General features: G+C 63.8%; 14 protein-coding genes, 1 tRNA gene and 1 pseudogene. 13 read left to right on the forward strand and 3 right to left on the reverse strand.

Translation table 11 applies throughout. The annotated features are described in order from the left end of the window. The 6 genes and pseudogenes from AUR66_RS11410 to AUR66_RS11435 form a co-directional block, all read left to right on the forward strand. Window positions 1-331, forward strand: a pseudogene (locus tag AUR66_RS11410) (ABC transporter substrate-binding protein); the annotation flags it as partial. A gap of 25 nt (window positions 332-356) precedes the next feature. Next, window positions 357-1,376, forward strand: coding sequence for an ABC transporter permease (locus AUR66_RS11415; RefSeq protein WP_058572521.1), 1,020 nt, complete (start codon window positions 357-359; stop codon window positions 1,374-1,376). After that, on the forward strand, window positions 1,373-2,308 hold the full coding sequence (locus tag AUR66_RS11420) for an ABC transporter permease (protein ID WP_058572522.1): 936 nt from the start codon (window positions 1,373-1,375) through the stop codon (window positions 2,306-2,308). Before AUR66_RS11415 ends, AUR66_RS11420 begins: the two co-directional genes overlap by 4 nt. 27 nt (window positions 2,309-2,335) lie before the next feature. Beyond that, window positions 2,336-2,728 (forward strand): DUF7268 family protein, encoded by a 393-nt coding sequence (locus tag AUR66_RS11425; protein WP_058572523.1) that lies wholly within the window; start codon window positions 2,336-2,338, stop codon window positions 2,726-2,728. 93 nt (window positions 2,729-2,821) lie between these two features. After that, window positions 2,822-3,421, forward strand: a complete 600-nt coding sequence (locus tag AUR66_RS11430) for a class I SAM-dependent methyltransferase (RefSeq protein WP_058572524.1) — start codon at window positions 2,822-2,824, stop codon at window positions 3,419-3,421. Window positions 3,422-3,518: 97 nt separating this feature from the next. Further along, window positions 3,519-3,719, forward strand: a complete 201-nt coding sequence (locus tag AUR66_RS11435) for a hypothetical protein (RefSeq protein WP_058572525.1) — start codon at window positions 3,519-3,521, stop codon at window positions 3,717-3,719. A 31-nt stretch (window positions 3,720-3,750) separates the two neighbouring features. Here AUR66_RS11435 and AUR66_RS11440 read toward each other — a convergent pair whose 3' ends face one another. Continuing rightward, window positions 3,751-4,977, reverse strand: coding sequence for an orc1/cdc6 family replication initiation protein (locus AUR66_RS11440; RefSeq protein WP_058572526.1), 1,227 nt, complete (start codon window positions 4,975-4,977; stop codon window positions 3,751-3,753). A gap of 689 nt (window positions 4,978-5,666) precedes the next feature. Between AUR66_RS11440 and AUR66_RS11445 the strand changes: the two genes are divergently transcribed. Genes AUR66_RS11445 through AUR66_RS11460 form a run of 4 tightly spaced genes read left to right on the forward strand, consistent with a single transcriptional unit; the run spans window position 5,667 to window position 9,120 of the window. Next, window positions 5,667-6,695 (forward strand): DUF4129 domain-containing protein, encoded by a 1,029-nt coding sequence (locus AUR66_RS11445; RefSeq protein WP_082682187.1) that lies wholly within the window; start codon window positions 5,667-5,669, stop codon window positions 6,693-6,695. Beyond that, the gene (locus AUR66_RS11450; RefSeq protein WP_058572527.1) at window positions 6,692-7,315 is read left to right on the forward strand and encodes a DUF7269 family protein; all 624 of its coding nucleotides are present in this window, start codon (window positions 6,692-6,694) and stop codon (window positions 7,313-7,315) included. The genes AUR66_RS11445 and AUR66_RS11450 overlap by 4 nt, the downstream gene beginning before the upstream one ends. Next, window positions 7,312-8,580, forward strand: a complete 1,269-nt coding sequence (locus tag AUR66_RS11455) for a DUF58 domain-containing protein (protein ID WP_058572528.1) — start codon at window positions 7,312-7,314, stop codon at window positions 8,578-8,580. The genes AUR66_RS11450 and AUR66_RS11455 overlap by 4 nt, the downstream gene beginning before the upstream one ends. Before the next feature lie 33 nt (window positions 8,581-8,613). Next, on the forward strand, window positions 8,614-9,120 hold the full coding sequence (locus AUR66_RS11460; protein WP_058572529.1) for a DUF7519 family protein: 507 nt from the start codon (window positions 8,614-8,616) through the stop codon (window positions 9,118-9,120). A 36-nt stretch (window positions 9,121-9,156) separates the two neighbouring features. Here the strand turns inward: AUR66_RS11460 and AUR66_RS11465 are convergent, their stop codons facing one another. Next, window positions 9,157-10,107 carry an AAA family ATPase gene (locus AUR66_RS11465; RefSeq protein WP_058572530.1) on the reverse strand — a complete coding sequence of 317 codons (951 nt, stop codon included), beginning with the start codon at window positions 10,105-10,107 and terminating at the stop codon, window positions 9,157-9,159. A 126-nt stretch (window positions 10,108-10,233) separates the two neighbouring features. Between AUR66_RS11465 and AUR66_RS11470 the strand changes: the two genes are divergently transcribed. Continuing rightward, window positions 10,234-10,318: transfer RNA gene (locus AUR66_RS11470), tRNA-Ser, on the forward strand. A 352-nt stretch (window positions 10,319-10,670) separates the two neighbouring features. After that, on the forward strand, window positions 10,671-10,847 hold the full coding sequence (locus AUR66_RS21235; RefSeq protein ID WP_157533078.1) for a hypothetical protein: 177 nt from the start codon (window positions 10,671-10,673) through the stop codon (window positions 10,845-10,847). On the opposite strand, the gene AUR66_RS11475 is transcribed toward AUR66_RS21235, so the two are convergent. Continuing rightward, on the reverse strand, window positions 10,844-11,179 hold the full coding sequence (locus AUR66_RS11475; protein WP_058572531.1) for a hypothetical protein: 336 nt from the start codon (window positions 11,177-11,179) through the stop codon (window positions 10,844-10,846). The genes AUR66_RS21235 and AUR66_RS11475 overlap by 4 nt on opposite strands. Window positions 11,180-11,347: 168 nt before the next feature. On the opposite strand from AUR66_RS11475, the gene AUR66_RS11480 reads away from it, so the two are divergent. Continuing rightward, window positions 11,348-12,013: a dihydrofolate reductase family protein gene (locus AUR66_RS11480; RefSeq protein ID WP_058572532.1), complete on the forward strand. Its 666-nt coding sequence runs from the start codon at window positions 11,348-11,350 to the stop codon at window positions 12,011-12,013. The last annotated feature ends 223 nt before the right edge of the window (window positions 12,014-12,236 follow it).

The following is a 12,236-nucleotide window of genomic DNA, read 5'->3' on the forward strand; positions in this document are numbered from 1 at the left end:
CATGTACGTGCTTCTCCACCCGCAGGTGGAAGAAGACCAGCTCACCGAAGGACAGGACTGGGTCAGCTTCGACACCGAAGGCTACAACACCAGTAACCGCTCCGCCTGGGCCAACCAGGAGTACATGGACCTCGTCGAACAGGGTCAGTCGTCCTACGACGAAGCAGAGCGCGAGTCGCTCTACAACGAAGCGAACCAGATTGCCCACGACGAGGCACCGTGGGTCTACCTCGACTACGCAGACGAACTCCGTGGCGTCTCCAGCCGCGTCAGTGGGTTCCAGATTGCGGCCATCAGTGGTCCGTACCTCAACCTGGTCAGCCTCGAATAGAGCCTGACCGGTCGTCTTTCCATACATGATTTCGACACGATTCGTACTCAAGCGGCTGCTGTTGCTCGTCCCGGTGTTGGTGGGAGTGGCGTCGCTCGTCTTCGCCATTCTGCACCTCTCGCCGGGCGACCCGGCACTGACCATCGCCGGCGAGCGGGCCAGCGAGGAGTTCGTCCAGCAGGTCAGAGAGAGTCTCGGTCTGAACGACCCGATATGGGTCCAGTACGGCCGATTCCTCGTCGACGCGGCACAGTTCGAGTTCGGCGAGTCCTTCATCATCCAGCGGAACACGCCGGTCAGCGAGGTTCTCACGAACAAGCTGCCAGTCACGCTGGAACTCGCCATCTACGGGCAACTCATCGGCATCTCGCTCGGCATCCCGCTCGGGATTTTGAGCGCCGTCAAGCAAGACAGCTTCACGGACCACACGACCCGTATCGGCGCACTCGCCGGTATCAGTGTGCCCATCTTCTGGAGCGGACCGCTCCTCATCCTGCTGTTCGCGCAGGTGCTCGGATGGCTCCCGACGAGCGGCCGGATTTCGGTCCTCTACAACGTCGAGGCGATTCGCGTGACCGGCCTCGTCACCGTCGACACGCTGTTGGCGGGCGAGTGGGAGATGTTCATCTCCGCGGCACGGCACATGATTCTCCCAGCGACGGTCATCGGCATCTACTCGATGGCGCTCATCTCGCGGATGATGCGTTCGTCGATGCTGGAGGTCATTCGCCAAGACTACATGCGGACCGCGCGGGCGAAGGGCCAAGGCGCGAAGATCACGGTCCTGAAACACGGCTTCCGCAACGCAATGATTCCCGTCATCACGGTCATCGGCATCCAGTTCGGTGGCCTGCTCGGCGGCGCAGTGCTGACGGAGACGGTGTTCGCTATCGGCGGCATCGGGACGCTCCTGGTCGAGGCCATCAAGGTCGGCGACTACCCCATCGTGCAGGGGACCGTCCTGACGTTCGCGTTCCTGTTCACGCTGGTTAACCTCGGCGTCGACATCACCTACTCCATCCTCGACCCACGCATCGAACAATGAGCACTGACACGAAAACCACGACACAGACGACGGTGGACGCCAACCAGCGCAGTCTCATCGACCGCTTTACTGCGTCGCCGTTCGTCTCCCGACTGCTCTCGAACCGCCTGGCGCTGGCCGGGATTGCCATCATCGTCGCGATGGTGCTCATCGCAATCTACGCCAGACTGTTCGTCGACCTCGAGGTCATCACCCAGTCGCAACTGGGGACGAACCCGAACCGTGCCGCACCGAGTCTCGAATTCCCCTTCGGGACCGACGGGCAGGCGCGTGACCTCGTGCCGCGCGTCGCCTACGGTGCGTGGTACGCGATGCTCTTCGGGACGGTGACCGTCGCGGCGTCGACGACACTCGGCGTCTCACTCGGCATCATCGCGGCGTACTACAGCGACGTGACCGACAACGTCATCATGCGGACGATGGACGTGTTGCTCGCGTTCCCGTCGCTCCTGTTGGCGCTCGCGCTCGTCGCCATCTTCCCCGACGACCTTGGCCTGTGGCGCGCGGTTGCGGCACTCACCTTGGTCTACACGCCGCGGTTCGCCCGCGTCGTCCGCGGGGCGGCGTTGACCGTCCTCGAAAACGAGTACATCGACGCGACAGTCGCCCTCGGGGCGGCCGACCCGCGTGTGCTCGCTCGACACGTCTTGCCGAACTGTCTCGCACCCATCACGGTGCAGAGTACGCTCAACTTCGGTCTCGCTATCATCGACCTCGCGGCACTCTCGTTCCTCGGGTTCGGTGCCGAGGCCGGGACGCCCTCGTGGGGGCTGATGCTCTCGAACGGTGTGAGCCAAGGCCTCCTCACCGGCGTCTGGTGGTGGTCGTTCTTCCCCGGGTTCTTCCTCGCACTCACCGTGTTGGGATTCAACCTCCTCGGTGACGGGATGCGCGACGCACTGGACCCACGGATGCGCGAAGCGGTCGACTAACGTCTCACCACGACGTCCCTTTCTACGATGTCTACAGCACCCGAGCACCCGCCGGACGAACGCCCGCCGCTCACCGAACGGGCTACCGTTCGGCTTCACCTCGTCGGAACGGCACTCGTCGTCGGCGTGGGAGTCGCAGTCGTCGCGCTGGTCGGGTCTGCCCTCTTTGGTGACGTGACCGCCGCCGTCGACACGACGTTCGCCCTCGGGTCACTCGTCTTCGGATTCGGCCTCCTCGGCTGGTCGGGTGCCGTCGCACTCGGCCGGGGCATCGAGGCCATGCAAGACCACCTCGACACGCGAACGGGGTGGACCGAACCCGACGCTCGCCGCGCGATGACTCGGATTCTCGGGTTCGGACTCGGCGTCATGGTCGGGACGATGCTCGTCGGGTCGGTCGTCTTCGGGTCGATTTTCTGACTGGCGGGCGCTCACCGTCTCTCTCGACCGCCGAGACCGACGGGAGTGGCGCGACTGACAGACTGTTATCTCGTCTCGCTCCCTACGACTGGCATGGACAGAAACGCCGTGCGGAACGCCTGGGATACCGTCTCCGAGGCGTACGCCCGGAACAGAGACCCCACCGGGTCCGACGCCGCTCTCCTCTCGGAGTTCGTCGCCGACCTCCCAGACGACCCAGTCGTCCTCGACGTCGGGTGCGGAGACGGCGCTCGGACGCTCGCAAACCTCCCCGCTGGAAATGTCGGCCTCGACTTCTCTCGGCGTGGTCTCGACCTGGCGAGAAGCACGGTTCCAGATGCGCAGTTGGTCATGGCCGACATGCTCCAGATACCGCTGCGCGACGAGTCGGTCGACGCCATTACGGCCTATCATGCGGTGTTTCACGTGCCTCGGGAGTCGCACCCGGCGGTCTATCGTGAGTTCGCACGCGTCCTGAAACCCGGCGGGAGTGTGCTGATGACGCTTCCCGGTGGGCGGTTCGAAACTGTCCGTCGCGGATGGATGGGCGGAGAGATGTTCTTTTCGTCGCCCGGCAGGTCACAGACGCTTCGACAACTTCGAGAGGCAGGGTTCGACCAGTTGGAGACGCGGATGGCGGACGACCCCCTCGGAACGAGTAGCGAGTTCGTGTTTGGTCGACTGGTCGGGTGAGCCACCGATGAACGTCGCCACGGCCGCTGTCTGCTGCGACGGCGGAAGAGCGCTCACTACTGTGTAGCTTCATGTGGGTACGAGTACATGATACTGTATGGACAGACCTGACACACTGAACCGCCGAGGTGTCGTCGTACTCTTCGTCCTCACACTCGTCGGGGCGGTCAGTCAGGCGGAGGCTGTCTTCAGCGGTGACGTTGGGACCGGTTCGTTCGTCCTGTTCGTCGCGTTCTCGATTGCGAGCGTGGTCTTACTGTGGCAACTCTTCGAACGCAATCGCCCCGCTGAGAAGTGAGAATACGCCGACGCCCGTGGCGGGTACCTGCTTAGACCGCTTCTGCCTGCCGCGCCGTCTTCCGAATCTCGTCTAACACCGAATCGAGCGACAGCACGTCCGAGAGCGCTTCCATCGCGCTGGAGAAGGGAACGTCGAGGGCGTAACTGTAGTAGTTCCCCCGCGACCCGGTTCGGTTCTCTTCGGCCGAGAGGATGCCGAGCATCCGGAGGTCCGAGAGATGGTTGTGGACCGACCGCTGGGCGAGTGGGTCGATACCGGCGGAGTTGCACAGGCGGAGGTACTCTTGATAGAGGTCACGCATTCGACAGGGCGTCTCGTCGTGCGCCGCTTTCGAGACGACTGCGAGGAGTGCGAAGTGACCGTTCTCGGTGAGTTCGCGCATCCCTTCGACGACGCGTTCCTGTTCGAGTTTCTGCCGGGCGATGTCGACGTGGTCGAGCGTGATTCGGTCGTCGTCTTTGTTCTCGGCGTGTTCGCCTGCCAATCTGAGCAAGTCGAGGGCTTGGCGTGCGCTTCCGCTGTCGCGGGCGGCGAGTGCGGCACAGAGATTGAGGACGCCCTCTTCACACGAGTCGGCGGCGATGGCAACTTCGGCACGCGATTCGAGGATGTTCTGGAGTTCCGGGGCCTGATACGGCGGGAAGTGCAGTTCACGCTCACAGAGCGTATCCTGTACCCGCGGGTCGAGTTGGTCGTGGAACTTGAAGTCGTTCGAGATGCCGATGAGGCCAACTTTCGCGTCTTCGAGTTTGCCGTTCGAGCGCGCGCGAGGGAGTTCGTAGAGCAATTCGTCGCGGTCACCGATGGAGTCGACTTCGTCGAGGACGATGAGGATGGTGCCACCAACGTCGTCTAACTCCTGAAAGAGTTTCTTGAAGACGGTCTGTTGGGGATAGCCGGTCGAACTTATCTCCGCGCCCGGCGGTCGGAGTTCGTTGACGAGTTCGACTGCGACCTGATACGAGGAGTTGAGCGTCTTGCAGTTGATGGAGATGACGCTCAAGTCCACGTCGTCGTACTGTGAGACGTCTTCGAGGAGCATCTCGAGGAGGAACTCGGTCACGGCCGTCTTTCCGACGCCGGTGTTCCCGTAGAGGAAGATGTTGTTCGGTTCCCATCCGTCGACGACGGGTTGGAGGGCGTCCATATACTCCGAAATCTCGTCGTCGCGTTCTTCGATGCGCTCGGGTTTGTAGGACTCACCGAGAGCGTCCTTGTTGACGAAGACGTTTTGTTTTCGTTCGAACCGGCGCATTAGCGTCGGGTCGTTGTCGCGTCCCCCTATTTAAAACCCCGATTTCATCTGATTCATTTGAACGCACACTCTCGTGTGTCCGTGTGTGGTCGTCACAGAGTGAGTCGACTAGGGGGTGAGTCTGCCGAAGTCATCGACGAACGATATCGACGACGTGCTGAAGACAGACGGCGTCTTACTCTGTCGTTCGCGACACGTACGATACAGACACACACCACTGTTACAAGTGAACAACGACACACGACACACTCTAGAAGAACAACAGAGCACAGTTTCAACTAAAGTGTTGACAGGAAAACGCGGTGGGACCGGTCTCACACGTGACGGCAAACGCGTGAATTTGGCACCTGCTGAGGCTCTCGACGGCAATTCACCTGCAATTGTGGTGGGTCCGCGAAGCCGTATCCACCACTGTCCATTCACTTGTACGTGTGGTCTCTTCGAGTTCGACCCCTCGGACGCTCACTCCGGTTCACATGAAACGGTGGTGTCTCTGGGTCCAGTCTCTGCCGTCGCTCGGCGGTCACCATTCACTTGTAACTGTGGTGTGTCGGCCCTGCAGTGACGGTATCTGACCACGCGGTAGCTGTCCCGTTCACTTGTATTGGTGGTCTGTCTCTGTCGGAAGTCCAGTGGCTCTCCACGCAGTCCTCGAAATGTCTTTACCCCGGATACTGTTACTGTGTGTCGTGGACCGCTCTGCGTACGGTGCGCTCGCACTGGCCCTCCTCGCCGTCGTCGCCCTCGCCGTCGCCGCGGCGACCATCGACTCGACTGTCGTGACAGACGGTGCTCCCTCGGGATTCGGTGCTGGCGACGCCGGCGGTGGTGGCGTTGGTGAGTCACAGGATACGGGGTTCCAACCACTCTCGGGCGATAGCGAAGGAATCAGCATTCCGACCCCGTGTCTCCCGTGGCTCCTCTCACCGTGGGTGCTCGCCCTCGTCGCCGCCGTCTTTCTCCTTCTCGGTGGGTACGCCTACTGGGAGACTCGTTCGCTCCTTCCCCCCGTCGCAGTCGTCTTCGCGTTGGGGCCACCTGTCGTTCTCTTGTTCGGGTTGCTGACCGCGTGCAGTCAGGAGTTCTCGTTTTCGAGACAGGCCGCTGCCGCCGCAGGGAACATCTCGCTGTTCGCCCCCGGTGGCGGTGGACAACTCGGTGAGAGTGCGGGCGGTGCCCAGAGCATCTCGCCCCCGACGGCAGTGTTCACCCTCTTGCTCGTCGTCGCCCTCGTCGTCGCCCTCTTCATGCTCGTGACCGGGACGGGCGACTCGCCAGACGAAGACGAAGAGGGCGTGGACGCGACGCCCGACGAAGCCCCGAACGTCGCGGCCGTCGGGCGGGCCGCCGGTGCTGCTGCCGAGCGAATCGAATCTGGTGAGAGCGGCGTCGACAACGAAGTGTTCCGTGCGTGGGCGGAGATGACCGACCACCTCGACGTGCCCAACCGACAGTCTGCGACGCCGGCGGAGTTCGCCGCAGTCGCCGTCGAGGCGGGCATGGCGCGGGAGGACGTGACACAACTGACGACGCTCTTCGAGGAAGTCCGGTACGGCGGGGCCGACGCGACGACAGCACGCGAGCAACGCGCGGTCGACGCGCTTCGTCGCATCGAATCGACCTACGCGTCTGACGGCGGGCCCGGTCTGAAGCATGATTCGAGACGGCCGCGTGGTTCGAACCCGGAGCGCCGTTCGGGTCAGGAGGAGTCACTGTGACACGAACTCGGTCGCTCGCGCTTCTCGTCGGCGTCGCCGCAACCACTGGGGGCCTCGCCATCGTCGCCGGCATCTCACTGGGTATCGAACTCACAGACGTGTTTCTCGGGATAGTCGCCGCGCTCGCGACGATTCAAGGATTGCGGTACGTCCAACGTCGGCGCGAGACACCCGTCCGGACGACGACGACGGGCGACCCAGAGGTTCGCGTCGAAGTCCCCGTCCCCGGTGCTGACTTCGATAGCGAACTCGTGGCGGCCACGACGCGTCAGGGCCAGTGGGGTGCTCGTGACCGCCTCACCGACCGACTCGAACAGCGGGCGGTGCGCGCTCTCGTCCTCCGCGACGGCCGAACCCCAGAGGGTGCATCGGCACTCGTCGACACGGGTGGATGGACCGACGACGTCGTCGCGGCCCGGTTCCTCGGAGCAGACGTTTCCGTCCCGCTCAGCTATCGACTCCGACTCTTCGTATCGGGCCAGTCGCGGTTGGTCGCCCGAGTCGACCGGACGATTGCTGCGATAGAGACCATCGGGCGCGATTCGAGAAGAGAAACTGCCGGACGCGACACCTCGCGGACCGCTGATGGTGACGCCGACAGAGTCGGAGCGCAGGGATGACGCGTGGATTCGACACCGAACGCTGGAGCGGCCTCGAAGGCCTCGTCCTCGTCGCCGCGGCGGCGGGCGTCCTCACGCGCGAACCCGCACCGCTCTTGCTCGCCGGACTCGGCGTCGTCCTGCTCGGGTACGTTCGCATCGCCGCGGTTCCGGAGGTTACCCTCGAAATCGAGCGCGAACTCTCCGATTCGACGCCCGACCCGGACGAGGAAGTCGAAGTCACCCTCAGCGTCACCAACGAAAGCGCACGGACGCTCTTCGACCTCAGAATCGTCGATGGCGTCCCGCCGGCCCTGGCCGTCGTGGATGGACCTGCTCGTCTCGGGACGGCCCTCCGACCCGGTGCGACTGCGACGACGACGTACACCGTCACGGCGATTCGCGGCGAGCACACGTGGGACGAAACGGTCGTCGTCGCGCGCGACCCGAGCGGTGCCGTCGAGCGCCGTGAGACGGTACTCACGGAGACGACGATGCGTTGTGAACCCGAGTTGGCGGCGACGGCCGACCTTCCGCTTCGCGGCCTCACGTCGAAGTACGCAGGCCGCGTCGAAACCGACGTCCCGGGGTCGGGCTTGGAGTTCGCGTCCATCCGCGAGTACCGACACGGCGACCCGATTCGACGAATCGACTGGAATCGCCGCGCTCGAACGGGTGAACTCGCGACGGTCCAGTTCCGTGAAGAACGCGCCGCGACAGTCGTCCTCGTCGTCGACACACGGTCTGAAGCACACGTCGCCCCGGATGCAGACGCCGAGACAGCGGTCGAGCGAAGTGTCGATGCGGCGAGCATCGCCTTCTCGGCGCTCCTCGACAGCGGTGACCGAGTCGGCGTGGCGGCGTTCGGCCCGAACGAGTGTTGGCTCGACCCGTCGTCTGGAGTCGACCACCGCGCCCGCGCCCGCCGACTCTTCGCGACCCATCCCGCATTCGCACCGACACCGCCCGACGAGGCGTTCTTCCCCTCTATCGCAGTCCGGCGATTGCGCCGACGCCTCTCCAGTGACGCGCAGGTCATCTTCTGTACGCCGCTCACCGACGACTACGCCGTCTCCGTCGCCCGACGACTGGAAGCGTACGGGCACGCGGTCACTGTCGTCTCGCCCGACCCGACGGCCACGGGAACTGTCGGCGCTCGTCTCGCCCGCCTCGAACGCGACTTGCGTCTCCGCGACTTACGACGTGCCGGTATCCGCGTCGTCGATTGGGGGGCAGAACCGCTCGCAGTGGCCCTTGCGCGAGCAGAATCGGGGTGGAAACAATGAGTCCATCAGGGAGGGTACAATGAGTCCATCAGGGTGGTCCCAGTGAGCGAAATCACTCGCCTACCGACCAGAACTGGAACGGCGATTGCGCTCTCTGCTGCTGGACTCGCCACGCTCGCTCTCGCGTTCACGACGGCGAGTGCTGCCGTCGCCGGTCTCGTCGGAACCGTCTTCCTCGCGGCCGGATTGACGCGTGGGTCTCGCCGAATCCTCGATACGGCGGGAACTGTGTTCTTCCTCGCACTCCTCGTCGCTGGCGTCACTGGCGCAGGCCTCGAAGCACTCCTCATCGGGGGTGTCGCGTCGATTCTCGCGTGGGACACCGCCGAAAACGCCCTCTCTGTGGGGGAACACCTCGGCCGAGAGACGGACACGACCCGCCTCGAAATCGTCCACGCGGCGACGACGCTACTCGTCCTCACCGTCGGTGTCGCCGTCGTCTACGCACTCGGGTCGGTCGCGTCGGGTGGGCAACCTGTCGCGGCCGTCGTGTTGCTCCTCGTCGGCGTCGTCGCACTCGTGGCCGCTGTCAGGCGGTGACGAACCGGTCTCTCTCACACCTCTCCAGCGACGTCCTCAGTCTATCGTCGGCACCGTCACACGGTCGAGTACGTCGGCAATCACGTCTGCCTTCTGCACGTCTTCGACGCGAGCGTCTGGCGTGAGGACGAGGCGATGTGCGAGGACGGACTGCGAGACGCGTTTCACGTCGTCGGGCGTGACGTAGGCCCGGCCTTCGACGACGGCACGGGCGCGCGAGGCTTCGAACAGTCGTTGCGTCCCGCGGGGTGAGACGCCGACGCGGACGCGCCGGTCGGTTCGCGTCTCCCGCGCGAGTTCGGCCATGTAGCGCAACAGGTCGTCGTCGACGCGGACCTGTTCGGGCGCGCGTCGGATGGCGACGACGGACTCCCGGTCGAGGACGCGTTCGATGCTCGGGCTTTGTTCTTCACGCCCCGCGCGTCGGCGAAGGAGTTCGATTTCACCGTCGAGGTCCGGGTAGCCGATAGCCGACTTCACGACGAAGCGGTCCACCTGCGCCTCTGGCAGTGTGAACGTCCCCTCCTGTTCGACGGGGTTCTGCGTGGCGATGACGAAGAACGGTTTCGGGAGTTGGTGTGTCTCGCCGTCGACGGTCACCTGTCCTTCTTCCATCGCTTCGAGGAGGGCCGCCTGCGTCTTCGGCGGCGCGCGGTTGATTTCGTCGGCGAGGACGACGTTCGCGAAGATTGGACCGGGTGAGAACTCGAACGACCGGTCGCGTTCGTCGTAGATGTTCGTCCCGGTCACGTCGGCCGGAAGGAGGTCCGGCGTAAACTGCACGCGCGAAAACGAGAGGCCGAGTGCAGTCGCCACACTCCGGGCAGTGAGGGTCTTTCCCGTCCCCGGCACGTCTTCGAGGAGGACGTGGCCACGGGCGAGGACGCCCGTGAGAACAGTTTCGAGGAACGACCGTTCGGCGATGACGGCCCCGGAGATGGCGTCGAGAACTTGTGAACACGTCTCGCTCGCCTCGTCGATGTCCATGCTACGTCCCCGTCTGCGCGGAACTTAGTCTCGGTGGTCGTCTCGGTTTCGTCGTGTGGTCACGGCACTCGAAGCTTCTCGAAATCGAAACGGATTAAACTATCCGCGAGATATGAAGCAATGGAAGCCGAGGTAGCCTAGCCCGGCCAAGGCGGTAGATTCGAAATCTACTGTCCATTCGGACACGTGAGTTCAAATCTCACCCTCGGCGCTTCTTCCGAACGTCACCCCGCGAGAGTCTGTTCTGTCTCTCGCCCCACGTGACGAGGATGTGCGGCGACCTGAAATTTGAACCAGCGAGCGACCGCCAGGGAGCGAGTGAGGTTCAAATCTCACCCTCGGCGCTCACATTCTACTGATTTCGACTCTCAAAGACAGCATCTTGCTCGCGTCTCGAGACAGCATTCGCTCCTCCCGGGCGAAGCTTTATGAACGAAACCGGGGCCAGTACCCCGCAGTGACGTGCCAACTCAACTCAATCGCCGCCACTCACGACGTATCCAGCGAGTGCACACGCGTCTGTCGCCGAAAGAGTTGTCACATATTCTCCAGAAACGACGGCTATGGACCCCACGCTCACGAAGAAACTCGACGCAATCTTGGCCCTCTTGTTCCTCATTCTCGTCGCCGAAGCGTACCGGGCGGCGGGTGTCCTGGGCCTCGTCCTCGCACTCGTGCTCGGCGGCGCGGTGCTCACGTTCTCGAATTCGACAGCGAATCACTCTTCGGCCAGCGACTAACTGTCGCTGCCGAACGTCTCGAACGCCGCTTGCTCGCCGTCGTCGCTTCCACGCAATCGCCGCCGTCGCTTGTCGTACGCGCCTGCGAGCACCGACTCGCGCGCACGCCTGCCGACAAGATACGCATCCACGTCGCTCTCGTCGCGCGGGTCGGCACTGCGAATCCAGACGGCGACGCCCCCACGACTCGACAGACCACTGGCCCACATCTCGGCGTCGTCGCGGGAACTGAAGACGTGTCGCGCGCCGCGTCGATTGACGAGTGTCCCCACTGCGCCGTTGGTCCGGCGGGCCGAGGGTTTGATATCGACGACGAAGGCGGCGTCTGTCACACCGTCAACTCGCCGCTGCGGACACTTGTACGGCCCGATATGGTGTCGTACAGCGGTGTCGGTGGCATCCGTACCTACTCTACTGCTCGAACGTTTCCCACTCCACTGCTCGAACGTCTCCCACTCTACTGCTCGAACGTATTTCTCCACGCACGACCAATCTCTCGTATGGCCCACGTCGTCGTCCACAACGCCGTCAGCCTCGACGGCCGCATCGAAGGCTTCACCGCGGACATCGGCACGTTCTACGAACTCGCGACGACGTGGAACGCCGGCGTTCACCTCGTCGGCAGTGAGACACTCCTCGCCGACGAGGAAGCACCCCCCGCCGACGCCCCAGAATCACTCGCGCCGTTCGAAGTCCAAAACGAGGACTGTCCACTGCTCGTCGTCCCCGACAGTCGCGGCCGAATCCGCAACTGGCGTGGTCTCCTCGAAAGTCCGTTCTGGAGTCGCGGCGTCGCGCTCGTCTCCGCGTCCACACCCGACGAGTACCGAACGTATCTCGAAGACGTCGGTATCGAGGCTATCGAAGCGGGTGACGACCGAGTCGACCTGCCCCCCGCCTTGGCCGCACTCGAATCGGCGTACGACGTCGGGACGGTCCTCGTCGATAGCGGTGGTACCCTCTCGGGCGTCCTCCTCCGGGCCGGACTCGTAGACGAGGTGAGCGTCCTCGTCCACCCCAGACTCGTCGGCGGCGAGTCCGCACGGTCCTTCTTTCGCGGTCCTGAACCCGACCCAGGACTCGCCGAGGAGGGTGTCGCGCTTCGCCGACGAGGGGTCGAGTCCCTCGACGATGGCCTCGTCTGGCTCCGATACGACATCGAGTAACACGACTCGGCGCCGTCTGTCGGTTTCACTTTCACTCTACTAGGATTCGATACATGTCATCTCCTCTCGACTGTGGTTGTATGAGCGCGAACGCAGCAGACACGAACACGAGCGAAGACGGCGGGACGCGCCGAATAGACGTCACGACGGTCCGTACTGGCCGAGTCGCCGACTACGCGGAGTCGACACTCGGCGAGGACGCCATCGGGTTCGAGCGCCGAGG

This window comes from Haloferax profundi, from assembly GCF_001469865.1.
Classification (GTDB): Archaea; Halobacteriota; Halobacteria; order Halobacteriales; family Haloferacaceae; genus Haloferax; species Haloferax profundi.

Coding starts and splice junctions, on each gene's coding strand:
- AUR66_RS11415 (WP_058572521.1), top strand. CDS start 357: ATGATTTCGACACGATTCGTACTCAAGCGGCTGCTGTTGCTCGTCCCG.
- AUR66_RS11465 (WP_058572530.1), bottom strand. CDS start 10,107: ATGGACATCGACGAGGCGAGCGAGACGTGTTCACAAGTTCTCGACGCC.
- AUR66_RS11420 (WP_058572522.1), top strand. CDS start 1,373: ATGAGCACTGACACGAAAACCACGACACAGACGACGGTGGACGCCAAC.
- AUR66_RS11480 (WP_058572532.1), top strand. CDS start 11,348: ATGGCCCACGTCGTCGTCCACAACGCCGTCAGCCTCGACGGCCGCATC.
- AUR66_RS11455 (WP_058572528.1), top strand. CDS start 7,312: ATGACGCGTGGATTCGACACCGAACGCTGGAGCGGCCTCGAAGGCCTC.
- AUR66_RS11435 (WP_058572525.1), top strand. CDS start 3,519: ATGGACAGACCTGACACACTGAACCGCCGAGGTGTCGTCGTACTCTTC.
- AUR66_RS21235 (WP_157533078.1), top strand. CDS start 10,671: ATGGACCCCACGCTCACGAAGAAACTCGACGCAATCTTGGCCCTCTTG.
- AUR66_RS11425 (WP_058572523.1), top strand. CDS start 2,336: ATGTCTACAGCACCCGAGCACCCGCCGGACGAACGCCCGCCGCTCACC.
- AUR66_RS11430 (WP_058572524.1), top strand. CDS start 2,822: ATGGACAGAAACGCCGTGCGGAACGCCTGGGATACCGTCTCCGAGGCG.
- AUR66_RS11440 (WP_058572526.1), bottom strand. CDS start 4,977: ATGCGCCGGTTCGAACGAAAACAAAACGTCTTCGTCAACAAGGACGCT.